This is a genomic window from Williamsia herbipolensis, assembly GCF_036153515.1.
Taxonomy (GTDB): Bacteria; Actinomycetota; Actinomycetes; order Mycobacteriales; family Mycobacteriaceae; genus Williamsia_A; species Williamsia_A herbipolensis.
The window spans coordinates 1,124,066-1,147,578 of the sequence record NZ_CP108021.1 but is presented as its reverse complement, the minus strand read 5'-3'; the positions used below and the strand labels follow the sequence as shown (position 1 = coordinate 1,147,578).

At 68.9% G+C, this 23,513-nt stretch carries 20 protein-coding genes; 14 read left to right on the top strand and 6 right to left on the bottom strand.

Annotation, left to right across the window (positions count from 1 at the left end; translation table 11 throughout):
- Together OG579_RS05200 and OG579_RS05195 are read right to left on the bottom strand one after the other, a co-directional pair.
- Positions 1-642, bottom strand: coding sequence for a hypothetical protein (locus tag OG579_RS05200; RefSeq protein ID WP_328858330.1), 642 nt, complete (start codon positions 640-642; stop codon positions 1-3).
- On the bottom strand, positions 639-1,244 hold the full coding sequence (locus tag OG579_RS05195; protein WP_328858329.1) for a hypothetical protein: 606 nt from the start codon (positions 1,242-1,244) through the stop codon (positions 639-641). Before OG579_RS05195 ends, OG579_RS05200 begins: the two co-directional genes overlap by 4 nt.
- A 103-nt stretch (positions 1,245-1,347) precedes the next feature.
- Here OG579_RS05195 and OG579_RS05190 point away from each other — a divergent pair, with 103 nt between their 5' ends.
- The 6 genes from OG579_RS05190 (at position 1,348) to OG579_RS05165 (ending at position 9,094) form a co-directional block, all read left to right on the top strand.
- Positions 1,348-2,544 (top strand): alpha/beta hydrolase, encoded by a 1,197-nt coding sequence (locus tag OG579_RS05190; RefSeq protein ID WP_328858328.1) that lies wholly within the window; start codon positions 1,348-1,350, stop codon positions 2,542-2,544.
- 125 nt (positions 2,545-2,669) lie between these two features.
- Complete coding sequence (locus OG579_RS05185; RefSeq protein ID WP_328859163.1) at positions 2,670-3,869, top strand: oxygenase MpaB family protein; 1,200 nt, start codon at positions 2,670-2,672, stop codon at positions 3,867-3,869.
- A gap of 48 nt (positions 3,870-3,917) precedes the next feature.
- Entirely contained in the window at positions 3,918-5,300 is a 1,383-nt protein-coding gene (gene hmgA / locus OG579_RS05180) for a homogentisate 1,2-dioxygenase (RefSeq protein WP_328858327.1), read from the top strand.
- On the top strand, positions 5,297-6,778 hold the full coding sequence (locus tag OG579_RS05175) for an aldehyde dehydrogenase family protein (protein ID WP_328858326.1): 1,482 nt from the start codon (positions 5,297-5,299) through the stop codon (positions 6,776-6,778). The genes hmgA and OG579_RS05175 overlap by 4 nt, the downstream gene beginning before the upstream one ends.
- Positions 6,778-7,995, top strand: a complete 1,218-nt coding sequence (locus OG579_RS05170) for a CaiB/BaiF CoA transferase family protein (protein WP_328858325.1) — start codon at positions 6,778-6,780, stop codon at positions 7,993-7,995. Before OG579_RS05175 ends, OG579_RS05170 begins: the two co-directional genes overlap by 1 nt.
- A 34-nt stretch (positions 7,996-8,029) precedes the next feature.
- Positions 8,030-9,094 (top strand): lipocalin-like domain-containing protein, encoded by a 1,065-nt coding sequence (locus OG579_RS05165; protein WP_328858324.1) that lies wholly within the window; start codon positions 8,030-8,032, stop codon positions 9,092-9,094.
- 32 nt (positions 9,095-9,126) lie between these two features.
- On the opposite strand, the gene OG579_RS05160 is transcribed toward OG579_RS05165, so the two are convergent.
- On the bottom strand, positions 9,127-9,678 hold the full coding sequence (locus OG579_RS05160) for a type II toxin-antitoxin system PemK/MazF family toxin (RefSeq protein WP_328858323.1): 552 nt from the start codon (positions 9,676-9,678) through the stop codon (positions 9,127-9,129).
- 9 nt (positions 9,679-9,687) lie between these two features.
- Positions 9,688-10,344 (bottom strand): alpha/beta hydrolase family protein, encoded by a 657-nt coding sequence (locus OG579_RS05155; protein WP_328859162.1) that lies wholly within the window; start codon positions 10,342-10,344, stop codon positions 9,688-9,690.
- Between the two features lie 148 nt (positions 10,345-10,492).
- Between OG579_RS05155 and lepA the strand changes: the two genes are divergently transcribed.
- The 3 genes from lepA to OG579_RS05140 are packed head-to-tail and all read left to right on the top strand — an operon-like array spanning position 10,493 to position 15,412.
- Positions 10,493-12,358 carry a translation elongation factor 4 gene (gene lepA / locus OG579_RS05150; RefSeq protein WP_235456763.1) on the top strand — a complete coding sequence of 622 codons (1,866 nt, stop codon included), beginning with the start codon at positions 10,493-10,495 and terminating at the stop codon, positions 12,356-12,358.
- Positions 12,359-12,403: 45 nt separating this feature from the next.
- Complete coding sequence (locus OG579_RS05145; protein WP_328858322.1) at positions 12,404-14,449, top strand: M3 family metallopeptidase; 2,046 nt, start codon at positions 12,404-12,406, stop codon at positions 14,447-14,449.
- Between the two features lie 57 nt (positions 14,450-14,506).
- Positions 14,507-15,412: a cation diffusion facilitator family transporter gene (locus OG579_RS05140; RefSeq protein ID WP_328858321.1), complete on the top strand. Its 906-nt coding sequence runs from the start codon at positions 14,507-14,509 to the stop codon at positions 15,410-15,412.
- 23 nt (positions 15,413-15,435) lie between these two features.
- On the opposite strand, the gene OG579_RS05135 is transcribed toward OG579_RS05140, so the two are convergent.
- Positions 15,436-17,565: a glycoside hydrolase family 15 protein gene (locus OG579_RS05135; RefSeq protein ID WP_408068750.1), complete on the bottom strand. Its 2,130-nt coding sequence runs from the start codon at positions 17,563-17,565 to the stop codon at positions 15,436-15,438.
- A gap of 33 nt (positions 17,566-17,598) precedes the next feature.
- Here OG579_RS05135 and OG579_RS05130 point away from each other — a divergent pair, with 33 nt between their 5' ends.
- The 5 genes from OG579_RS05130 to OG579_RS05110 all read left to right on the top strand — a co-directional run bounded on the left by OG579_RS05130 (position 17,599) and on the right by OG579_RS05110 (position 22,076).
- On the top strand, positions 17,599-17,799 hold the full coding sequence (locus OG579_RS05130; protein ID WP_328858320.1) for a hypothetical protein: 201 nt from the start codon (positions 17,599-17,601) through the stop codon (positions 17,797-17,799).
- A gap of 434 nt (positions 17,800-18,233) precedes the next feature.
- Positions 18,234-19,316, top strand: coding sequence for a sulfate ABC transporter substrate-binding protein (locus OG579_RS05125; RefSeq protein ID WP_328858319.1), 1,083 nt, complete (start codon positions 18,234-18,236; stop codon positions 19,314-19,316).
- Positions 19,313-20,170, top strand: coding sequence for a sulfate ABC transporter permease subunit CysT (cysT, locus tag OG579_RS05120; protein ID WP_045823183.1), 858 nt, complete (start codon positions 19,313-19,315; stop codon positions 20,168-20,170). Before OG579_RS05125 ends, cysT begins: the two co-directional genes overlap by 4 nt.
- A complete protein-coding gene (cysW, locus tag OG579_RS05115; RefSeq protein WP_328858318.1) occupies positions 20,167-21,084 on the top strand; it encodes a sulfate ABC transporter permease subunit CysW in 918 nt (305 codons plus the stop codon). Before cysT ends, cysW begins: the two co-directional genes overlap by 4 nt.
- Positions 21,081-22,076 (top strand): sulfate/molybdate ABC transporter ATP-binding protein, encoded by a 996-nt coding sequence (locus OG579_RS05110; protein ID WP_045823181.1) that lies wholly within the window; start codon positions 21,081-21,083, stop codon positions 22,074-22,076. The genes cysW and OG579_RS05110 overlap by 4 nt, the downstream gene beginning before the upstream one ends.
- Before the next feature lie 14 nt (positions 22,077-22,090).
- Here OG579_RS05110 and OG579_RS05105 read toward each other — a convergent pair whose 3' ends face one another.
- Entirely contained in the window at positions 22,091-23,509 is a 1,419-nt protein-coding gene (locus OG579_RS05105; protein WP_328858317.1) for a S1C family serine protease, read from the bottom strand.
- Positions 23,510-23,513: the final 4 nt, after the last annotated feature.

Sequence of the window (23,513 nt, the reverse complement as noted above, 5' to 3'; positions counted from 1 at the left end):
TCAGATCGGTTCGAAGCGATCGATCAGCCACCGCCCGTCGACCTCGGTGAGGTGCACCCGGATCGCGGTCGACGTCACCGACGCCGCGCCCGATGCCGGGGTCACCGACTGGTTGACGAACACGAGGGCCCCGGCCGAGCCCCGGTCGACGCGGATGGTCGAGGTCCCCGCGACCGCCGCCTCCGACGACAACCCGCGTGAGCGTGCGTTCGGGGCGATGGCATCGGTCCCCAGCTTGGTGTAGTAGTCGCGGAAATCGCCGGTGAGAAACGTTGCCGCGCGGGCGAGATCGGCATCCACGCTGCCCGCGCGGTAGGTCAGGACCGCGCGGGTGCCGTCGGTCGCCGCGGTCATCGCGTCGGCGCGGGAGGCGGCGACCGCGGCCGAGTCGCGGTGGTCGAGATGGAAGTACAGCGAGGCGGCACCCAGTGCGACCACCACCGTGCCGACCCCACCGGTGAGGACGACCGCACGCCGTCGTGTGCGCCGCCGAGTTCTCCCGGTTGCCTCGGGGCGTTCGATGGCCACCGCTTCCTCGGCTCCGTCCGGAGCGCTGTCGGTGTCGGTGTCGACCGTCATGTCGGTGTCGGGCTCGTCGGTCGTGTCGACGGTTGGCGTGTCGAGATCGTCGTGTGTGGTCATACCGCGAAATCCACCTTCGATGTGAGGATGCGGTCGCCGTCGTGGGCGAGCGTGAGTCGCAGACGCCATACGCGGGGTTCGTTGTCGGCGCCGGCGCCGTTGGTGACGGTGGACGTCGCCGCGATCAACACGCTGGCCGTGCGGGAGTCGGAACGCTCGATCCCCGCCTCGGTGACCGAGCCCTTGGTGCTCACCGCGGCCTGGCGCACCACGGACACGAAACTGTCCGCGCGGGAGGCGAACTCCGACCGGAACTCACCCGTCCCGCCGTCGAGGATGCGGTCGGTGACCGCCGAGGCGTCCGCGGGGTCGACCGTGATCAGGTTCAGCACCATCTGACGTGCCGCCGAGAGATAGCGCCCGTCGAGTGCCGCCCGCTCGGTGTCGGCCACGGTCTCGGCGTGCGTCCACCACGTCGCCGCACCGGCGCCGGCGACGAGCAGCGCGGCCGCCAGCGGCACCACCGCACGACGGAGTCGGTGAGCGGAACCCCGCTCGGGCGTGGGCTCGTCGAGTGTGTCGGCGCTGCCGTTGACGGTGGCGGTCGCCTCGTCGTCGGTGGTCTCGTCGCCGGGTGCCTCGGCGGCGCCTGTTCTGGTCATGGATGTCTCCTCGAAGTCGAATCACGTACCATCCGGTATGGTACAGTCCGCCTGTGATTCAGGTCGCAGAATGCGACCCCATCGAGAGGGAGGTACGTCGCCGGTGATCGCAGATCTCGTCGATCGGTTCCAGCGCATACCGTTTCGTCCGGCGAACGACGGTCGCGTGGAGAGTCATTCGGGCCTCACCCGCCACTATCCGACGCTGGCGGCGAACTTCGTTGCCGGCGAGACCTATTCGCGCGAGGTCGGCATCCTCATGGCGCATCCGGCATCGAGCTTCATCACCCACTTCCTGCTCCGCGGGCTCGCCGAGCGCGGTCTGCCGATGATGGCGGTGAACACCCGCTACACCACGAACGAGCCTGCGTTGATCATGGAACGCGCCGCCGACGACCTCGGTCAGGGCGTGCGGTGGATGCGCGAGGAGCTGGGATTCGAGAAGGTGATCCTGCTCGGGTTCTCCGGGGGCGGCTCGCTCGCGTCGTTCTATCAGTCACAGGCACTCTCGCCGACGGTCACCCGGACGCCGGCCGGCGATCCGGTGGACCTCGGTGACTGCGAACCGGCCGACGGACTGGTACTTGTCGGTGCGCACCCCGGGCGTGCGCGCGTACTCCGGCACTGGATCGACGCCGCGGTGACCGACGAGGCCGATCCGTACGCGACCGACCCCGACCTCGACCTCTACGCGCCGGATCGCACGGTCCCGCTCGACCGCGAGTGGGTGTCGGCCTACCGCGACGCGCAGCTCGCCCGTGTCCGTCGGATCGACGCGTGGGCGCTCGAACAGATCGAACGTCTCGAGAAGACGGGAGCGTCCGATCGAGCGTTCGTGGTCCACCGCACCGTGGGCGATCCCCGCTTCGTCGACGTGACCCTCGATCCGAGCGACCGCCGGGTCGGCAGCATGTACGGCGACCCGCAGGCCGCCAACTCCGCCGCCGGTGGGCTCGCCCGCTTCGCGACGGCGCGGAGTTGGTTGAGCACCTGGAGTTTCGACCACACCCACGCCGATGCCCTGCGCAACCTCACCACGGTCACCACCCCGACCCAGGTCGTGTGCCTGCGCGCCGATCAGGCGGCCTTCGTCAGCGACTCCGACGACATGGCCCGGGCATCGGGCGACCCGGACGTGTCACATGTCGAACTCGACGACCTCAACCACTACCTCGTCGACCAGCCCGACGGCGTGACCCGTATCGCCGAGACCATCGGTGACTGGCTCCCCACGCGGGGATTCGGCGTCGGCGAGTACGTCCACCACCGCCCAGACCACCACGCAGCGGAGATCGCATGACCACCCACGCAGACGACCCGACCGTTGCCCCGGCTGTAACCCCGACGGGGGCCCCGGCCGACCGTTCGGGTTTCGACGACCTCGTACACCCCGACGTCGCAACGGCATTCCCGTACCGCGAGGGCATGAACACCCCGGGGATGCGTCGCGCACGCACGCTCGCGCGTCGGCTCACCGGCAAGGACATCTTGCCGACCCAGGACCAGATCGACGCGTTCTGTGCGGACATGTTCACCGCCGACCCGGTCGCCGAGCGGTTCGTCGACGAGGTCTTCTACGGCGACATCGGCCCGGTCGAGGGTCGCGCGATGTTGAAGAAGGCACTCGCCGAGGGATTGTCGTCGATCGAGAACCCACCGCCGTCGATGGTCGCGTTGTTCGAGGAGTTCGAGTCGGTACCCGACTGGGTGGACCCCGAGGTGGTCGAGGCCGGCGCACGCATCTGGCGGCGCTGGGGGACGATGCTGTTCAGTGTCGCCGGCGGCATCACCCTCGAGATGTACACCGAGGCAGCCGTCGCGACACCGCTGTCGCTGGCGGGCGGGTACGCGGGCGACAACGCGTTGCGCCGATTCCTCGAGACCGCACGGTTCTGGATCGACGTCTCCGAGCCGGGTGCACTGCTCACACCGGGATCGACCGGACGGGCGACCGCCATGATGGTGCGGGTCATGCACGTCTCGGTCCGGCGTCGCGTCGCCGAACACCCCGAGTGGGACACCTCGAAGTGGGGGATCCCGATCAGCCAGTCGTACATGATGATGACGCTTCTCGGAGGCAGCGTGGCGCCCGCGCTCGCGCTCTGGACCACGGGCATCCAGACGACCCGGTCGGAGATCTACGACCTCATCGCCTTCCAGCGCTACCTCGGCCACGTGGTGGGCGTGCGCAGCCGCTGGTACCCCCAGACCATCTCCGACTCGTTGCGACTGCTGGCGCTGGTGTCGGTCGCGCGCAGCCACGACGCCGGCGACCACGGAGCCGAACTGATCACCTCGTTCCCGAAGGCGTTCGCGGCCCGTGACGGTCACACCGGTGTGCGGCGGCTGCGAGAGGTCTACAACGGCGGCGTCTACGCCGCCTACGCGCGACTGTTCATGTTCCCGCAGACCTATCGCCGATACGAGATGCCCTCGGCCTTCCCGTGGCTGCTGTGGGTCCTCGGCCGCGTACCGCTGATCGCCGGTGTCGAACTCGCCCGGCGCGTGCCCCCGATCGGTCGGGTGCACGAGAGGTGGATGCGCTGGCACCGCGAGAGCTGGTACCGCGCCCAGATGGACGGCCGCGAAGCCGAATTCGACGCATCGGGCGCGCTGCGTCGCTGACCGGCACCCGACCCGCACCCGTCATCACCCCGTGAAGGAACCGACACCATGACCCAGATCACCGACCGCCCTGCGACGCAACCCCCGACGCGGGTGCGCACGTCGCTCGACTATCTCCATGGTTTCGGCAACGAACACCACTCCGAGGCCGTCCCCGGTGCGCTGGTCTGGGGACAGAACTCGCCCCAGCGGGCGCCCATGGGTCTCTACGCCGAACAGATCTCCGGTACCGCGTTCACCGAGCCGCGCGGGATCAACCGCCGCACCTGGATGTACCGGATCATGCCCACCGCCGCGCACGGCGCGTACCACCGGATCGACGACCGTCACCTGGCCACCGCGCCGATCGCCGGCGACGCCGACCCGAACCGACTCCGGTGGAACCCGCTGCCGCAGGAGACCTCGACCGGAGACTTCCTCGACGGTCTGTACACGATCGGCGCGAACGGTGATGTGCTGGCGCGCACCGGTATCGGCGTCCACCAGTACACCGCGGCGCGCTCCATGACCGACCGCTACCTCGCCGACAACGACGGCGAGCTGCTCATCGTGCCCGAGACCGGCAGCATCCGGGTGCGGACCGAACTCGGTGTCGTCGAGGCCCGTCCCGGTGAGATCGTGCTGATCTCGCGCGCCATCAAGTTCGCGGTCGACGTCCTCGACGGACCGATCCGCGGGTACGTGTGCGAGAACTACGGTGCCCCGTTCGTTCTGCCCGATCTCGGGCCCATCGGCGCCAACGGACTGGCGCACGCGCGCGACTTCCGGCACCCGGTCGCGGCATTCGAGGAGGGGGCGCGCTCGGTCGAGCTCGTCGTGAAGTTCGGCGGTCACCTGTGGGCGACCGAACTCGACCACTCGCCGCTCGACGTGGTGGCCTGGCACGGCAACCACGGTTGCCACGTCTACGATCTCGAATCGTTCAGCTCCATCACCAACGCCAACGTCGACCACCCCGATCCCTCGGTGTTCACCGTGCTCACCTCACCGTCGGGGCATCCCGGGCAGGCCAACGTCGATTTCGTCGCCTTCCCGCCCCGCTGGATGGTGGCGGAACGGACCTTCCGTCCGCCGCACTTCCATCGGAACGTGATGACCGAGTTCATGGGTCTGATCTACGGCGTCCACGACTCCAAGGCGGAGGGCTTCCTGCCCGGTGGGGCCAGCCTGCACAACATGTTCGCCGCGCACGGCCCCGATCTCGCCACCTTCGAGATGGGTACGAACGCCGACCTCGAACCGCAGTACCTCGCCAACACCATGGCGATCATGTTCGAGACGCGCTTCCCGCTCGTCACCACCCCGACGGCCATGTCGGCCGCTCACCGCCAACCCGACTACGACGCCGTCTGGTCGGGCCTCACACCGTATTTCGACGCCCAGGCCACCGGCACCACAGTCGCCACCGAGACAGATCCGAGGACACGATGACCGCTCCCGCTCTCGCCCCCGTCGTCGATCCGGTACTACCGGACCCGACACTGCGCATCGGCGGTGTCGCTGTCGCGGCCTCCGACGGCGGTACCTACACCTCGATCAACCCGGCCGACGAGTCGACGGTCGTCGAGATCGCCGCGGCGACGGCCGACGACGTCGACCGGGCGGTCGCCGCGTCGCGCGAGGTGTTCGACAGCGGTGTGTGGTCGGAACTCCCTGGATCGGAGCGCGGCCGCATCCTGGCGCGTGCCGCCGACCTCATCGAGGCCGACGCCGAGAACCTGGCTGCGCTCGAGGCCGTCGAGATGGGAAAGCTATACCAGCACAGCGTCGCCGGGGACATGCCCGTCACGGCGGGGACGTTCCGGCACTTCGCCGGGTGGGCGGACAAGATCACCGGCCAGACCACCGCGCTGCCCGACTTCGCCGGTCAGCACCGGTTCGGCTTCACCATGCGCCAACCGGTCGGTGTCGTCGGTGCGATCACCCCGTGGAACAACCCGGCGGTCATCGCCGGATGGAAACTCGCCCCCGCGCTCGCCGCCGGCTGCACCGTCGTGGTGAAACCGGCCGAGGACGCGGCTCTGTCGACCATCCGACTCGCCGAACTGCTCACCGAGGCCGGCCTGCCCGACGGGGTGGTGAACGTGGTCACCGGCCTCGGGCCGGTCGCCGGCGCCGCGCTCGCCGGACACGCGGGACTCGACAAGATCACCTTCACCGGCAGCCCGCGCGTCGGGCGCGGCATCACCCCGCTCGCGGGCGACAAGTTCCGCAAGATGACCCTGGAGCTCGGCGGGAAATCGCCCCAGATCGTCTTCCCCGACGCCGATCTCGACGCCGCCATGCCCTGGATCGCGATGGGCAACTTCTATCACCAAGGGCAGGTGTGTGCCGCCGGCACCCGCGTCCTCGTGCACGAGTCCATCGCCGACGACGTCGTGGCGCGCCTGGTCGCCATCGCGGAGAGCTCGGTGATCGGGGATCCGCGCGACCCCGCCTCGACGATGGGCACCATCGTGAACGCCAAGCAGCTCGACGGCATCCTCGGCTACATCGAGACCGGGAAATCCGAAGGTGCGCAGCTCATCACCGGCGGAGCGCGCGTGGACCGACCGGGATTCTTCGTCGGACCCACCGTCTTCCGCGGCACCAACGATCTCACCATCGCGCGTGAGGAGATCTTCGGGCCCGTCGCCACCGTCATCACCTTCCGCGACACCGACGAGGCGATCCGGATCGCCAACGACACCCGCTTCGGGCTCAACGCGATGATCTACACCTCGGATCTCTCCACCGCGCACTCGGTCATCCCACGGCTTCGGGTGGGGACGGTGTGGGTCAACGGATGGGGCGTCCCCGAACCGCATCTGCCCTGGGGTGGACGGGAAGCCAGCGGTTTCGGTCGCGAACTCGGTCTGTCGGGGGTCACGGCACACACCGAGGAGAAAACCGTCCACCTCGCCTTCTGATGACGACCACCACCGACGACACCGGCGCACTCGCCGGTGTCCGCGTACTCGAGCTCGGTTCGCTGATCGCAGGGCCGTTCGCGGCCCGCCTCCTCGGCGACATGGGCGCAGACGTGATCAAGATCGAGGCCCCGGGCCAACCCGATCCGCTCCGTACCTGGGGACAGGCGGAGGTCGACGGCGAGCACGTCTTCTGGACGGTCCACGCCCGCAACAAACGCGCCGCCACCCTCGACCTGCGGACCGACGCCGGACGGGGGTTGTTCCTCGACCTCGCCGAGCACGCCGACGTGATCGTGGAGAACTTCCGCCCCGGCACACTCGAGCGGTGGGGGTTGGGCTACGACATCCTGTCCGAACGCAACCCGCGCATCATCCTCGCGCGGGTGTCGGGGTACGGACAGACCGGCCCGCATGCGCAGCGTGCGGGGTACGCGTCGGTGGCCGAGGCGGTCAGCGGCCTTCGACACCTCAACGGGTTCCCGGGTGGTCCGCCGCCGAGGCTGTCGTTGTCGCTCGGCGACACCCTCGCCGGGGTCTTCGCCGCCAACGGCGTCCTCGCGGCGCTGCACGCCCGCACCCGGACCGGTGTGGGCCAGGTGGTCGACGTCGCCCTGACCGAGGCATGTCTGGCCGTCCTCGAGTCGACGATCGCCGACTACGACGTCGCCGGTGTGATCCGGCAGCCGTCGGGTACACGACTCGACGGCATCGCGCCCTCGAACCTCTACCGCACGAGAGACGCTGTCTGGCTGGTGATCGCGGCGAACCAGGACTCGGTCTTCGGTCGTCTGAGCACGGCTCTCGGTGTGCCGGGATGGGCGACCGACCCCCGGTTCGTCGACCACCTGGCGCGCGGGCGTCACCAGGATCTGCTCGACGAGATGATCGCCGAACGCGTCGCCACCCGCGACGCCGAGGACATCGTCGAGATGCTCTCCGCCGCAGGCGTACCCGCAGGGCGCGTCAACACCGTCGCCGAACTCGTGGAGGACCCGCAATTGCGGGCTCGCGACATGCTCGTCGCGCACGATGACGAGCGGCTGGGGCGAGAAGTGCTGGGCCCCGGCGTGATACCGCGCCTGACCGGAACGCCGGGATCGGTGCGCTCGGCGGGTTCGGCGCGACCGGGCCAGCACAACCGTGAGATCTACACCGAGCTGCTCGGACTCACCGACGCCGACCTCGGCGCCCTCGTCCGCGAGGGGATCGTATGACCACACCAGTACACCACCACGAACGGAGCCCATCGTGAGCAGAACCGACCTGGTCGAGGCCTGGAACGGCCCCGGAAGAGCCGACGGGTCGTTGACCGACGTGCGCCCGGAACACAATGCGCTGCACGCGTCGACGAAGCTGACGGCGTTCGAGCACTGGTATTTCGACGCCGCGCTCGACAACGGCTACACCGTGGTCGGCTTCCTCACCAAGCGTCGCCCCGAGGACCTGCCGCGCAGCCGACCGTGGGTGGAGATCATCCTCTACGGGCCCGACGGCAGCCGCCGACAGATCGCGCAGCGCTACCCGGCGCGTGCATGCCACTTCTCGGTCGAGAAATGCGACGTCGCGGTCGGGGAGAACTTCGCCTACGTGACGTTCCACGACGAGCTGCCCACCTACACCGTGCATTTCGCCGAGGACGACGTGGTGATCGATCTCGAGTTCGCGAACGAGATCGCGCCCTGGATGCCGGGGCAGGGCGAGACGCATTTCGGCAACGGCGAGGTGTTCGGCTGGTGTGTCGGGGGACCGCGGGCGAAGGTCACCGGTCGCCTGTCGATCGGTGCGAAGCGGTGGGAGGTGACCGGCACCGGGTACGCCGATCACAACTGGGGCGTCGGGGACATGCGCAAGGTCATCGACCGCTGGCACTGGGGCCGCCTCTACGTCGAGGACTACTCGCTCCTCTACGCGGTGGTGTTGACCCAGGAGGGGTACGGATCCCATCAGATCGCCCCGGTGATGGTGGCCGACGGCGCCGAGGTGATCCTCAGCAGCGGTGAGGCCGTCCTCGAGGAAGGGCCCCTGCTGCCCGAGGCCGACGCCGGCCGCGACTACCCGTCGTGGATCTCGCTGACCATCCCGGGGCGACTCGAGCTGCGACTCGACGTGCGCACGGTCCTGCACGGTCACGACCTGCTCGGCGACATCCCCGTCGTCGGCAGCAAGGTGCTGCGACCGCTGGTGAGCCGCCTCGTCGGGCATCCCGGATACTTCCGGTTCGAGTCCGACTTCCGACTGTCGGTCACCCGCGACGACGGACGCGTGGACGTCCGGACGGGCACCACGCTGCACGAGTTGGTCGCCCTCCGCTGACGGCGGCGGTACCTGTCCGGTGAGGGGTCGGGTCAGGACCAGCCGTAGGTGGTGCGCAGGGCGGCGGCGACACGGTCGAAGCGTTCACGGTCGAGGACGGCACCCTCGCGACGGATGCCCTGCTCGGGGACGTCGAGGACACGGTCGAGACGCAGGTAACTGGTCTTGTGGCCGCCGTCCCAGCCGCCGGTGCCGATCTCCATCCAGTTGGCGTCGCCGGCGCGGTGGCCCTGACTCGACAGCATCAGCCCCAGCAGGTGCTCCCCGTCGCGGCCGACCACCAGCACCGGGCGGTCCTTGCCCTGTGACGCGTCCTCCTCGAACGCCACCCAGGTCCACACGATCTCGCCGGGGTCGGCCGCGCCGTCGAGCGCGGGGGAGTACTCGATCCGGCGCGCCCGGTCGGCGGTGGGGCGGTCGGTGTCGGTGATCGGCCGACCGGCACCGGTGTTCGCGCCACCGTTCAACCGTGCCGTGATCGCCTCTCGGCCCTTGTCGATCGCACCCGACTTCTGCAGTTCGCGGTACAGACGCGGGCCGTACTGACGGGCGAGGCGCAGGGCGGTGGTGGTCCAGGGAGCCATACGACGAATCTAGTCAGTCACCGTGTGGAGCAGGTGGGCCAGCACGGCGTCGGCCGTCATCGCCGCCGTCGGCTTGCGGTCGGGACGCAGATCGTGACCGGTGCCGGGGATCTCCACCAGAGTGGTCGCGCCGGGGATCAGGTCGAGCGCCGCCGTGATCTCGTCGGTGGTGGCGAACGGGTCCGACGGTCCGTGCACGACCACGGTCGGGCAGCTGATCGATGGGAGGTGGTCGGTCCGTGCGCGTTCGGGCTTGCCCGGAGGGTGCAGCGGGTACGACGTGAGCAGCAGCGCATCGGCCACCGACGGATCCTCGGCGACGGCCATCGACGCCTGCCGTCCGCCGTAGGAGTGCCCGCCCACGATCAGTGGGCCGGTGCAGCCGGCGTCGACGCCCAGGCCACGCATCACCTGCGCGGCCGCGGCGATCCCGGCCCGATCGGCGGCCGCTCCCGACGGACTCGGCGGGCCCTTGGGCCGTTTCTGACGGTAGGGCAGGTCGATACGGGCGACGAGGAGTCCGCGATCGGCGAGCTCGGCCGCGAGCAGTCGCAGCACCAGCGCGTCGTGGTCGCTGCCCGCCCCGTGGGCGATCACGGCCGTTGCGATCGGGGTGCCGATCGGACGGTGCAGCACACCGACGACACCGTCGGCACGCAGATCCACCGGGGCGGGGAGAGCACCCGGGGATCCTGCGGGGACGCGGTCGGCCACGGCTTCACGCTAGTCCCGCGGCGGGTGCGACGACTCGCGAGGAAGGGCACTCGGCGCGGACGTGCGAAACTTGCAGGTACGCGTCATCGCCCCACGAGGAGTGAGTTCGATTCCCAGCTTCGCCGACACGACCTTCACCGACCCCGCCCGGATCCGGAACTTCTGCATCATCGCCCACATCGACCACGGCAAATCGACCCTGGCCGACCGGATGCTGCAGCTCACCGGTGTGGTGGAGGAGCGGGCCATGCGCGCGCAGTACCTCGACCGGATGGACATCGAGCGTGAGCGCGGCATCACCATCAAGGCCCAGAACGTGCGGCTGCCGTGGGAGGTCACCGACAACGGTGTGACCACCGAGTACGTGATGCACCTCATCGACACCCCCGGACACGTCGACTTCACCTACGAGGTGTCGCGCGCGCTAGAGGCGTGCGAGGGTGCGGTGTTGCTCGTCGACGCCGCGCAGGGCATCGAGGCGCAGACGCTGGCGAACCTCTACCTCGCCATGGACAAGGACCTCACGATCATCCCGGTCCTGAACAAGATCGATCTGCCCGCCGCCGACCCCGACCGGTACGCCGCGGAGATCGCCCACATCGTGGGCTGTGACCCCGACGACATCCTGCGCGTGTCGGGCAAGACCGGTGTGGGTGTCCGTGAACTGCTCGACGAGGTCGTCCGGCTGATCCCGGCGCCGGTCGGCGACGACGCGGCCCCCGCGCGGGCGATGATCTTCGACTCGGTCTACGACACCTACCGCGGCGTGGTCACCTACGTGCGCGTCGTCGACGGGCGGCTCGAGCCGAAGGCGAAGATCGAGATGATGTCGACCGGCAGCGTGCACGAATGTCTCGAGGTGGGCATCGTCTCCCCGGAACCGAAACCCACCAAGGGTCTCGGCGTCGGCGAGGTCGGCTACCTAATCACCGGTGTGAAGGACGTGCGGCAGTCCAAGGTCGGCGACACCGTCACCACCGCGCGCAACGGTGCGACCGAGGCGCTGACGGGCTATCGCGAGCCGCGCCCGATGGTCTATTCGGGCCTGTACCCGGTCGACGGGTCGGACTACCCGGACCTGCGCGATGCCCTGGAGAAGCTCCAGCTCAACGATGCTGCGCTGACGTGGGAGCCGGAGACGTCGGTGGCACTCGGTTTCGGGTTCCGCTGTGGGTTCCTGGGGCTGCTGCACATGGAGATCACCCGCGAACGCCTCGAGCGGGAGTTCAACCTCGATCTGATCTCCACCGCACCCAACGTCATCTACCGACTCGTCGGCGAGGACGGCACCGAGATGGTGGTGACCAACCCGTCGGACTGGCCGGATGGCAAGGCCAAGGCCATCTTCGAGCCCATCGTGAAGACGACCGTGATCGCCCCGAGCGAGTTCGTCGGCACCATCATGGAGCTCTGTCAGTCCCGCCGCGGCGAACTCGGCGGCATGGACTACCTGTCGGAGACGCGCGTCGAACTGCGGTACACGATGCCGATGGCCGAGATCATCTTCGACTTCTTCGACGCCCTCAAGTCACGGACACGCGGCTACGCGAGCCTCGACTACGAGGAGGCGGGCGAGCAGGAGTCGGCGCTGGTGAAGGTCGACATCCTGCTGCAGGGTGAGGCCGTCGACGCGTTCAGCGCGATCGTGCACAAGGACGGCGCCTTCGCCTACGGCAACAAGATGACCCTGAAACTCAAGGAGCTCATCCCGCGCCAGCAGTTCGAGGTACCGATCCAGGCCGCGGTGGGGTCGAAGATCATTGCGCGCGAGAACATCCGGGCGATCCGCAAGGACGTCCTGGCCAAGTGCTACGGCGGTGACATCAGCCGTAAGCGCAAACTCCTCGAGAAGCAGAAGGAGGGCAAGAAGCGGATGAAGACCATCGGTCGTGTCGAGGTCCCGCAGGAGGCCTTCGTGGCGGCGCTGTCGTCGGAGGCGGGCGGGGACAAGCCGAAAGGCAAGTGACTCGCCACCGGTGCACCGGTGGGGCCGCGCACTAGGCTCGAGGTCATGGCAACGAACCCGGTCCTCGCGCCCAGCCGACACGTCCACGGGCTGCCCGATTTCGGGTCGATCTCCGACGACGACTTCCTGCCCGCGTTCACCACCGCGATGGCCGAACACCTCGTCGAGATCGAGGCCATCGCGACCGACACCCAGGACCCGACGTTCGCCAACACCGTGGAGGCCCTCGAACGGTCCGGTCGACTCCTCGGACGCGCGGCCGGCACGTTCTTCAACCTCGTCGGCCCCGACACCAACCCGCAGCGCAACGCGATCGCGCAGGAACTCGCGCCGCTGCTGACCGATCACCAGAACACCATCGCGCTGCACCCGAAGCTGTTCGCCCGCATCGCCTCGCTGCACGCCCGTCGCGCCGATCTCGGTCTCGACGAGCCGTCGATCCGACTGCTGGACAAGCGATACCGTGAGGCCATCCGCGCCGGTGCCGGACTCGACCCCGACGAGCAGCAGCAGATGCGGGAGATCTCCTCGCGGCTGTCGGTGCTGACGACCACGTTCACCCAGGCCGTGCTCGACGAGAGCAACGACGCCGCGGTCCTCGTCGAGACCGCCGCCGAACTCGACGGCCTGTCGGCGTCGTCGATCGCCGCGGCCGCCGACGCCGCGCGCGCCGCCGGTCATGACAGCGGTCACCTGCTGGCGCTGGAGTTGCCGAGCAGTCAGTCCGCCGTGGCCTCCCTGACCGATCCCGCGACGCGTGCTCGGGTGTTCGAGGCCTCGATCTCCCGTGGGCTGCGCGGCAACGACCACGACACCCGCGCGACCATCATCGAGATCGTCACCCTGCGGGCCCGCCGAGCAGCGCTTCTCGGCTATCGCGATCACGCCGAGTTCGTGATCGCCGAGCAGACCGCGCCCGACGCCGAGGCGGTCGAGACGATGCTGGGCGAACTGATCTCGTCGGCCATGCGCGCCGGCGGGCGTGAGCTGACGCGGTTGCGCGAGTTGGCCGGCGAGCACATCGAACCGTCCGACATCACCTTCTGGCTCGGTGTCGAGCAACGACGCGGTGCGGCGGTCTCGCTCGACGATTTCGCCGACTACTGCGATCTCGACCGTGTGCTCACCGACGGCGTCTTCTTCGCCGCGCGATCGCTCTACGGCCTGCAGTTCGTCGAACGCGACGATCTGCCGACCTACCACCCCGACGTGCGCACGTGGGAGGTCTTCGACGCCGAGGGCGTGTCGATCGGTCTCTACCTCGGCGACTACTTCGCCCGATCCAGTAAGCGCGGCGGCGCGTGGATGAACAACATCGTCGACCAGTCCACGCTTCTCGGCGAGCAGCCGATCGTGGTCAACGTCTGCAACTTCACCCGTCCGCAGGCGAACGAACGGTGCCTGCTCAGCTTCGATCAGCTCACCACGCTGTTCCACGAGTTCGGTCACGCCCTGCACGGGCTGCTGTCGGCGGTGCGTTTCCCGGCGCAGTCGGGTACCTCGGTGCCGCGCGACTTCGTCGAGTTCCCGTCACAGGTCAACGAGATGTGGTCGCTGCACCCCGATGTCCTCGCCAACTACGCACGGCATCACGAGACCGGCGAACCGATCCCCGCCGAACTCGCCGAGGCCGCGCGCGCCGCGACCTCGGTCGAATCCGCACACAGCACCATCGAGTACCTCGCAGCCGCCGCCCTCGACCTCGCGTGGCACCGGGTGACCCACGCCGAGATCGCAGCCGGCGCACTGGAGGTGGGCGTCGAGGCGTTCGAGGCCAACGCGCTGAGCCGCGCCGGTGTCGCGAGCGAACTGATACCGCCGCGCTACCGCAGTGCCTACTTCAACCACATCTTCGGCGGGGGTTACGCGGCCGGGTACTACTCCTACATCTGGTCGGAGGTGCTCGACGCCGAGACCGAACAGTGGTTCCTCGCGCACGGTGGTCTGACGCGCGCCAACGGTCGTCGGTTCGCCGAGGCGACGCTCTCGCGCGGGGACAGCGTCGACCCCATCGCCTCACACCGGGCGCTGCTGGGCCGTCCGGCCGAGATCGCCCCGCTGCTCGCCCGCAAGGGGCTCGTGAGCGTCTGACACACCGAACGGCGATGCGGTGGCGCGCACGGATCGGGCCGGGCACAGAATGGTCGGGTGACCTCCGAAGCCCGCGCCGACCTGTCGCGATTCGCCCTGCTCAGTCTCGCGGCGTCGCTCGTCGTCATCACCCTCAAGGTGATCGCCTGGCAGGTGTCGGGTTCGGTGGGCCTGCTCTCCGACGCCGCCGAGTCGCTGGTCAACGTCGTCGCGGCCATCGCGGCGTTCGTGGCCCTGAAGGTCGCTGTCAAACCGGCCGACGACGACCACAACTTCGGCCACACCAAGGCCGAGTACTTCTCCGCGGTGTTCGAGGGCGTGATGATCGTGGTCGCGGCCGGGATCATCATCGTCGCCGCGGTCGACCGACTCCTGTCGCCGGCCGAACTCGATTCCGTCGGACTGGGTCTGGTGATCTCGGTGGTCGCGACCGTCATCAACGGCGTGGTGGGCCTGTACCTCATCCGCATCGGACGACGCCATCGTTCGCTCTCGCTGGAGGCCGACGGCAAGCACCTGCTCACCGATGTGTGGACCACCGCGGGTGTCGTCATCGGTGTCCTGCTGGTCGCGCTCACCGGCTGGCTCCCACTCGACCCGCTCATCGCGATCGCGGTCGCGGTGAACATCCTCGTCGTCGGAGGGCGACTGGTCTGGCAGTCCGGGCTCGGACTGATGGACACCGCGCTCCCCGACGACGAACGCGCGAAGCTCGACGCCGTCCTCGACGGCCACCGCAGCGACGAGATCGACTTCCACGATGTCCGCACCCGTGAGGCCGGCCACGAGCGATTCCTGCAGCTGCACATGCTCGTTCCCGGTGAGTGGAGCGTGCAACGCGGCCACGACCTCGTCGAACGGGTGGAGAACGACCTCGTCGACGCCCTCGAGCACCTGCACGTCGCGATCCACCTCGAGCCGATCGGCGACCCCCGCGCCTACGAGCCGTGGCGTCTGGACTGATGGGGTCGCGCTCGAGGCGGGTATCAGGCGTTCGCGGGCACGAACGTCCCGTGCGAGCCGGCCTCCTCGGCGCGGATGACGTGCATGACCGCGTTGATCAGCGCCAGGTGCGTGAAGGCCTGTGGGAAGTTGCCGAGGTGGCGTCCGGTGTTGGAGTCGATCTCCTCGGCGTAGAGCTTCAACGGACTCGAGTAGCTCAGCAACCGCTCGCACAGGTGCTTGGCCCGGGTCAGCTCACCGATCTCCACCAGTGCCGACACCAGCCAGAACGAGCAGATGGTGAACGTGCCCTCCTCGCCGGAGAGCCCGTCGTCGGTCTCCTCGACGCGATAGCGCAGCACCAGGCCGTTCTCGGTGAGTTCGTCGGCGATCGCGAGGACCGTGTTGCGGACCCTCTCGTCGTCGGACGGCATGAAGCGCAGCAGCGGCACCAGCAGCAGTGACGCGTCGAGGGCGTCGCTGCCGTAGCGCTGGGTGAACACGCCCTTGTCGTTGACGCCGTGTTCGAGGATGTCGGCCTTGATCTCGTCGGCGATCTGAGCCCACGTCTGCGCGTACGACTTCTCGCCGTGCATGGTGGCCAGCCGTGCCCCGCGGTCCAGCGCGATCCAGCACATCACCTTCGACGAGGTGAAGTGCTGCGGTTCGCCGCGCACCTCCCAGATACCGCGATCGGGTTTGCGCCAGTGCTTCACCGCCTCCTCGACCTGCGCCTTGAGGACCGGCCACAGGGTCTCCGAGATCGTCTCGTTCGACTTCATGTTGAGATACACCGAATCGAGCATGGTGCCCCAGATGTCGTGCTGCGACTGGTTGTACGCGCCGTTGCCGATGCGGACCGGCCGGGCGCCGTCGTACCCCGAGAGGTGGTGCAGCTCCTCCTCGTCGAGGGTGCGCTCGCCCCCGACGCCGTACATCACCTGCAGGGGATGGTGTTCGCCGTTGGTCGCTCCGGACACGTCGGCGATGAAGGAGAAGAAGTCGTCGGCCTCACGGTCGAGTCCGAGGGTGTAGAGCCCCCACAGGGCGAAGGTCGAATCGCGTACCCAGGCGTAGCGGTAATCCCAATTCCGTTCGCCACCGGGCGTTTCCGGCAGTGACGTGGTGGCCGCGGCGAGCAGTGCGCCGGTGGGGGAGTAGGTCAGTCCCTTGAGCGTCAACGCACTGCGCTGCAGGTGCCCCCGCCACGGATGGTCGGGGAACGAGCCGATGTTGATCCACTGGCGCCACGACTCCGAGGTCGCCCACATCTTCTGTGCCGCCTCCTCCCAGTTCTGCGGCGCGGGCTGCGACGACCAGCTCAGCGCGATGAACCGGTTGTCGCCCTCGTTCAGTCGCGACCGGGCCCGGGCCTCGCGGCCCTCGAGTCCGAGCTTGAAGTTCGTGGTCAGCTTCAACGTCGGCGACGGGTGGGTGGTGTCGGACGCGGTGGCGATCGCCTCGCCGTAGGCCGGGCCGGAGTACTCCCACGTGGTGGTGCCGCGGTGGTAGTCGAAGGCCGGTTCGCAGCTGACCGCCACCTCGACCGTGCCGCTGACACACCGCACCGTGCGCAGCAGGATGTGCTCGGCATCCCAGTCGGTCGGTGTGCGCCGATGCGTGCGCGAGCGGGTGTCGTTGTCGTGCCAGGGGCCCATGACCAGTGCGTCGCGCACGATCATCCACCCGGTGTCGGTCTGCCATGTGGTCTCGACCATCAGGCTGCCGGGCAGGTAGCGGCGATCGACCGGCACGTTGACGCCGTAGGGCGCGACCTTGAAGTGCCCGGCCGAGCGGTCGAGGATCGCACCGAAGATGCTCGGGGAGTCCGGTCGGGGGACGCACATCCACTCGACCGCGCCGTTACGGGCGATCAGGCAGTTCGTCTCGCAGTCGGAGAGGAACGCGTAGTCGTCGATCGGCGGGAACGCGTTGTGCGTCGCCGTCGCCGGCGTGAAGCCGCTGATGTCGGAGGCGTGGGCGAGGCCCGGGGTGCCGGGTACGGGACGGCCCGAGTCGGTGGCACCGGGGACTGCAGTGGCCGCGCCCTCGTGGGCAGGGGTTGTCATCGGTCCATCATGGGTGAGGGGACACGCCGTGCGCCACAGCAAGGCGTCGGGTCGCGTGACCTCGTCGGGTCGGCCGGGTGTGGGTGCCGTCCGCTTTAGAACCACGGTGAGTTAAATCGTTCGCGCTACGCTGTGGCGGTGAACGGGATCCGGACGTGGTGGGACGGCGTCGAGGCGTGGTTGACCGGTTTGTCGTTCGTGCCGCAACTGCTGGTCAGCCTGGCGGTGCTCATCCCGCTGGCGATCCTCGCCGCCATCGTGCTCAACGCACTGGTCAACGGCGTGCTGCATCTCGTCGACCGGTTCGCGCCCTCGCGCACCACCCGGACAGAGCCCTGAGGTGCCGCGTTCCCGCGTCACCCTTGCGCTGATCGCACTCCTCGTGCTGGTGCTCGTCGCCTGGCTCGCCACCCGTTAGTCCTGCTCAGAAGCTCGCCCGTCGCCGCCTTCGCAGCGCGGGGCACCGTACTGCTCTGCTGATAATCTTCCGGCTGTGATCGCATCGCCGCGCTACCGGACACACCTCCGGATGGCCCTCTTCGCAGTGGAATACCGCTGTGTCGCAGACATTCACTGTCGCTGACACCCGGTCCTCCCCGCGCCCCGCGCATGCTGCCCTCGGCGCCCGTCGCCTCTCGAACGCGGCCGCCTCCCGCCGACATCCGGCCCCGCCGAATCCCGTCCCACTCGTGAAGGGTGTGTCCGTGCCCGAACTCCGTCCCCCGCGCCGCCACCGATGGCGTGCTCACCGACGCGCCTATGGTGCCTGCCTCGTGGCCGTCGGCCTCGTGGCGACGCTGACCGCCTGCGGTGGTGGCTCCACCGACACCCCCGGCGGCCGTGACATCTCCAGCGGCTCCCACCACGTGAACCTCATCGCCTACGCGACCCCGAAACCCGGTTTCGACAAGATCATCCCCGCGTTCCGCGACACCGACGCCGGGTCCGACATCGGGTTCTCCCAGTCCTACGGTGCGTCGGGTGACCAGTCGCGCAAGGTCGCCCGACGGGTGCCCGCCGACGTCGTCAACTTCTCCGTCGAGCCCGACATCACGCGACTGGTGAAGGCAGGCGTGGTCGACGAGGACTGGAAGACCCAGCACCCCAACAACAGCACCCCGTTCGGGTCGGTGGTGGCGCTCGTGGTCCGCCAGGGCAACCCCAAGAACATCCGCGACTGGGACGACCTGCTCAAGCCCGGCGTGGAGGTCATCACCCCGAATCCGGGAAGCTCCGGTTCGGCCAAGTGGAACCTGTTGGCGCCGTTCGCGGCCAAGAGCAACGGCGGCGTCGACGAGAAGGCCGGCCTGGCCTACGTGAGCGACCTCGTCCGCGACCACATCCGCGTCAACCCGAAGTCGGGCCGCGAGGCCACCACCACGTTCGAGCAGGGGCAGGGCGATGTCCTCATCAGCTACGAGAACGAGGCGATCATGCTGCAGCGCAAGAACGGCACGGCCCCGGCGTCCCAACGCGTCGACTACGTGATCCCGCCGCAGACGTTCAAGATCGAGAACCCGGTCGCGGTGGTGAACACCAGCGACGACAAGGCGTCGGCCGAGAAGTTCGTCGAGTTCCTGTTCACCGATGAGGGACAACGCATCTGGGCCCAGCAGGGCTTCCGACCGGTCACCCCGTCGGTGATCGCCGCGACCCGCTCGCTGTTCCCCGGCACCATCGACAAGCTGTGGACCATCTCCGCCCTGGGCAAGGTGCTCGGGAAGGGCACCGCCGCCGAGAACAGTGACACCGGAAAAGCGGGGAAAGACCTGACCGGGTGGAAGGCCGTCGACGCGGAGTTGTTCGGCACCAAGGGCGCCATCAGCAAGATCTACGACGCAGGAGGCAAGGCATGACCACGGTGCAGGTCGAACCGCCCGACACCCCGCCCGCGCCGACACTCGCCGGCGGCCGACGCATCACCGGCGCCGGCCCCCTGGGTATCGGCGTCGCCGGGCTCTGGCTCACCGTCATCGTGCTGCTGCCGCTCGCGGCGATCACGACGAAGTCGTTCGACGACGGATGGAGTGGCTTCTGGACGGCGGTCACCGCCGACAACGCGGTCGCATCGATCCGGGTGACCGTGCTGGTGTCGATCGTGGTCGCTCTGATCAACGTCGTGATGGGCACGGTGATCGCCTGGGTGCTCGTCCGTGACGAGTTCCCCGGCAAGGGGATCGTGAACGCGCTGATCGACCTGCCGTTCGCGTTGCCCACCATCGTCGCGAGCCTGGTGCTGCTGTCGCTCTACGGACCCAACAGCCCCATCGACATCCAGCTCAACGCCACCCAACCCGCCCTGGTGATCGCGCTGGCGTTCGTGACCCTGCCCTTCGTGGTGCGCCAGGTGCAGCCGGTCCTCATCGAGGTCGACCGCGAGGTCGAGGAGGCCGCCGCGTCGCTCGGCGCCTCGAACTGGACCATCTGGACGAAGATCGTGGTGCCGTCGCTGGCCCCGGCTATCCTCACCGGCGCCGGTCTGGCCTTCACCCGCGCCATCGGCGAGTTCGGGTCGGTCGTCCTCATCGGCGGCAACATCCCCGGCGACACCCAGGTCGCCTCGCAGTACATCCAGCAGCAACTCGAGGTCGACGCACCGGTCGACGCCTCGGCGGTGTCGGTGGTGCTCCTGCTGATCGCGTTCGTGGTGCTCTTCGTGCTGCGGATCGTCGGTCGTCGCTCGGCCAAGCGTGAGGGGGCCGACCGATGAAACTGTCACCCACCTCGCGCTACGGTCTGCGCGCCCTCGCGCTGATCTACCTGTTCGTCCTCCTGGTGGTCCCTGTCGCGCTGATCTTCTGGCGATCCTTCGAACACGGCCTCGGCCAATTCTGGGACTGGATCACCACGCCGGCGGCCATATCGGCGCTGCAGCTGAGTGTGCTGATCGTCGTGATCGTGGTGCCGCTCAACGTCGTGTTCGGCATCGCCACCGCGATCGCGTTGGTGCGCGGTCGTTTTCGCGGCCGCGGCATCGTGCAGGCGATCATCGACCTGCCGTTCGCCGTCTCGCCCGTCGTCGTGGGTGTCTCGCTGGTGCTCCTGTGGGGTTACGGCGGCTGGTTCGGCGGTGTCGAGAGTCTCGGCTTCCGCGTGATCTTCGGCCTGCCCGGCATGGTGCTCGCCACCATCTTCGTGACGCTCCCGTTCGTGGTGCGCGAGGTGGAGCCGGTGCTCCGTGAGATCGGGACCGAGCAGGAGGAGGCCGCGGCCACCCTCGGTGCCAACGGGTGGCAGACCTTCCGCCGGATCACCCTGCCCGCCATCCGGTGGGGACTCACCTACGGGGTCGTCCTCACCGTCGCCCGCAGCCTCGGCGAGTACGGCGCGGTGATCATCGTGTCGTCGGGGTTCCCGGGGATCTCCCAGACCCTGACGCTGCTGGTCTCCTCGCGCTACACCGACGACTACAACGAGTACGGCGCCTACGCCGCGGCGACCCTGCTCATGCTCATCGCATTGCTGGTGCTGGTGGCGATGACGCTCATCGAACGCCGCGGACTCGCCGGCCGACTGGCCAAGGGTGCCCGGCGCGGCAGCACCGACGACCCCGTTCCCACGATCGACCCCGCCGCCGAACAGGTGCCGGACACGACCACCGCCGACAAGGAGTACGCACGATGACGATCTCGGTCTCCCGCGCGAACAAGCGCTATGGCGATTTCGCCGCCCTCGACGACGTGTCGCTGGACATCCCGGCGGGGTCGCTGACCGCGCTGCTCGGCCCGTCGGGTTCGGGCAAGTCCACCCTGCTGCGGTCCATCGCGGGCCTGGACTCCCTCGACTCGGGTGTGGTGAGCATCAACGGCGAGGACGTCACCCGGGTCTCGCCGCAGAACCGCGACATCGGGTTCGTGTTCCAGCACTACGCGGCGTTCAAGCACATGACGGTCCGCGAGAACGTCGCGTTCGGTCTGAAGATCCGCAAGCGGCCGAAGGCCGAGGTGACCCGCAAGGTCGACGAACTGCTCGAGGTGGTGGGCCTGGCCGGGTTCCAGACCCGGTATCCCGCACAGCTCTCCGGCGGTCAGCGTCAGCGCATGGCGCTGGCGCGGGCGCTGGCCGTGGACCCGCAGGTGCTGCTCCTCGACGAGCCGTTCGGCGCGCTCGACGCGAAGGTCCGTGAGGATCTGCGCAAGTGGCTGCGACGATTGCACGACGACGTCCACGTGACGACGGTGCTGGTCACCCACGACCAGCAGGAGGCGCTCGACGTGGCCGACCGCATCGCGGTCCTCAACCGCGGTCGGATCGAGCAGGTAGGGAGCCCCGACGACCTCTACGACCGCCCGGCCAACGAGTTCGTCATGGGCTTCCTGGGTTCGGTCGCCCGGCTCAACGGTTCTCTGGTGCGGCCCCACGACATCCGCGTGGGGCGCTCACCCGATCTGGCCCTGGCGGGCGCAGATTCGGCCGCCGCTGCGACCGGCGTCCTCAAGGCCACCGTGGCGCGCGTCGTGCACCTGGGCTTCGAGGTGCGGGTGGAGCTCGTCAACGCCGCCACCGGCGACGACTTCCACGCCCAGATCACCCGAGGCGACGCCGAGGCGCTGTCGCTGTCGGACGGAGACGAGGTCTACGTCCGCGCCACACGCGTCCCGACGATCGCCGGCTGAGCGGGCGCACCGCGTCACTGCCCGAACGGATCCAGTCCCCCGAACGGCGAATCCTGCTGGGGCGAACCCTGGTCGGGTGAACCCTGCTGCGACGGGGCCGACTGCGTCGACACCGTCGTGGTGGCGTCGTCCTTGGCGCTGCCCAGCGTCACGGTCAGTTTCTCCGACTTCCCGCTCGTGTCGGTGACGGTGATCGGGATCTGCTGACCGGGCTGATGGCGCAGGACCTGCGCCATCAGGTCGGCGTAGTTGCTGATCGGGCTGCCGTCGATGGCGGTGATGACGTCGCCGGCGCGCAGGCCGGCGCGGGCGGCGGCACCGTCGGCCGACACCGATCCCACGCGGGCTCCGTTGACGCTCGTCTGCGAGGCGTTGGTGGCCTGCGACAGGGAACCGGAGACGCCCAGAACGGGTTTGGTGGCCGTGCCGTCCTGCATGAGCTGTTCGGCGACACGCTTGGCGGTGTCGACGGGGATCGAGAACCCCAGGCCGAAGGCCTGCACCCCGCCGCTGGAGGCCTGCCCGGTGTCGACGGCGGAGTTCACGCCGACCACCTGACCCTGCAGATTGACCAGTGGCCCACCGGAATTGCCCGGGTTGATCGGTGTGTCGGTCTGCAGACCGTTGTAGACCGCGACCTGTGAACCGGATTCGTCGCCGGCGGTCACGGTGCGGCTCAGGGCGCTGATGATGCCGGAGGTGACGGTGTTGGACAGGTTCTCGGGGCTGCCCACGGCGACGACCTGCTGGCCGACCTGCAGTCCGTTCGACTGTCCGAGGGTGGCCGGGGTGAGGTTGCTGACGCCGGAGACCTTGATGACGGCGAGGTCGTAGGACGGTGCGACACCGGTGACGGTTGCGGCGTGGGTGCTGCCGTCGGGGAGGGTGACCTGGATCCGGCCGCCGTCGCCGACGCCGGACACCACGTGGTTGTTGGTGAGCGTGTATCCGTCTGCGGTGAGGATGATCCCGCTGCCGACCGCGGTGCCCTGGGCCCCGGAGACGGCGATGTCGGCGGTGGATTTCGAGGCGACCTTGGCCGCGTAGGTGACCGAGCCGGGGCTGGCGTCCACCGTGCGCGGCGACGACGGGACCGAGGTCAGGGCGGCCGGGGTGGAGTCGCGGTGGTCGAGCAGTGCGACTCCGCCGGCGCCGAGACCGCCGCCGATCAATCCGGCCGCGAGGACGGCGACGAGAACCGGCGTGCCGGAGCGATGCCGGGGTGTGGGTGCCGGCGGGGTGGCGGCGGTGGCCGCCGGCGTGGTCCCGAAGGGCGCGGTCGCCCCCGGGTCGGGCTGCGGCGCACCGTATGTCGGGAAACTCCCGTATACCGGGGGTGCCGCGTAGGCCGGGTTCGACCGGTACGGGTCGCCGTCGGCGTGGGCGGGACTGTGGTCGTGCGGGTTCTGGTGGTCGTTGGGGTTCTCGTGCATGACA

Coding starts and splice junctions, on each gene's coding strand:
- OG579_RS05200 (WP_328858330.1), bottom strand. CDS start 642: ATGACCACACACGACGATCTCGACACGCCAACCGTCGACACGACCGAC.
- OG579_RS05195 (WP_328858329.1), bottom strand. CDS start 1,244: ATGACCAGAACAGGCGCCGCCGAGGCACCCGGCGACGAGACCACCGAC.
- OG579_RS05185 (WP_328859163.1), top strand. CDS start 2,670: ATGAACACCCCGGGGATGCGTCGCGCACGCACGCTCGCGCGTCGGCTC.
- hmgA (WP_328858327.1), top strand. CDS start 3,918: ATGACCCAGATCACCGACCGCCCTGCGACGCAACCCCCGACGCGGGTG.
- OG579_RS05175 (WP_328858326.1), top strand. CDS start 5,297: ATGACCGCTCCCGCTCTCGCCCCCGTCGTCGATCCGGTACTACCGGAC.
- OG579_RS05170 (WP_328858325.1), top strand. CDS start 6,778: ATGACGACCACCACCGACGACACCGGCGCACTCGCCGGTGTCCGCGTA.
- OG579_RS05160 (WP_328858323.1), bottom strand. CDS start 9,678: ATGGCTCCCTGGACCACCACCGCCCTGCGCCTCGCCCGTCAGTACGGC.
- OG579_RS05145 (WP_328858322.1), top strand. CDS start 12,404: ATGGCAACGAACCCGGTCCTCGCGCCCAGCCGACACGTCCACGGGCTG.
- cysT (WP_045823183.1), top strand. CDS start 19,313: ATGACCACGGTGCAGGTCGAACCGCCCGACACCCCGCCCGCGCCGACA.
- cysW (WP_328858318.1), top strand. CDS start 20,167: ATGAAACTGTCACCCACCTCGCGCTACGGTCTGCGCGCCCTCGCGCTG.
- OG579_RS05110 (WP_045823181.1), top strand. CDS start 21,081: ATGACGATCTCGGTCTCCCGCGCGAACAAGCGCTATGGCGATTTCGCC.
- OG579_RS05105 (WP_328858317.1), bottom strand. CDS start 23,509: ATGCACGAGAACCCCAACGACCACCAGAACCCGCACGACCACAGTCCC.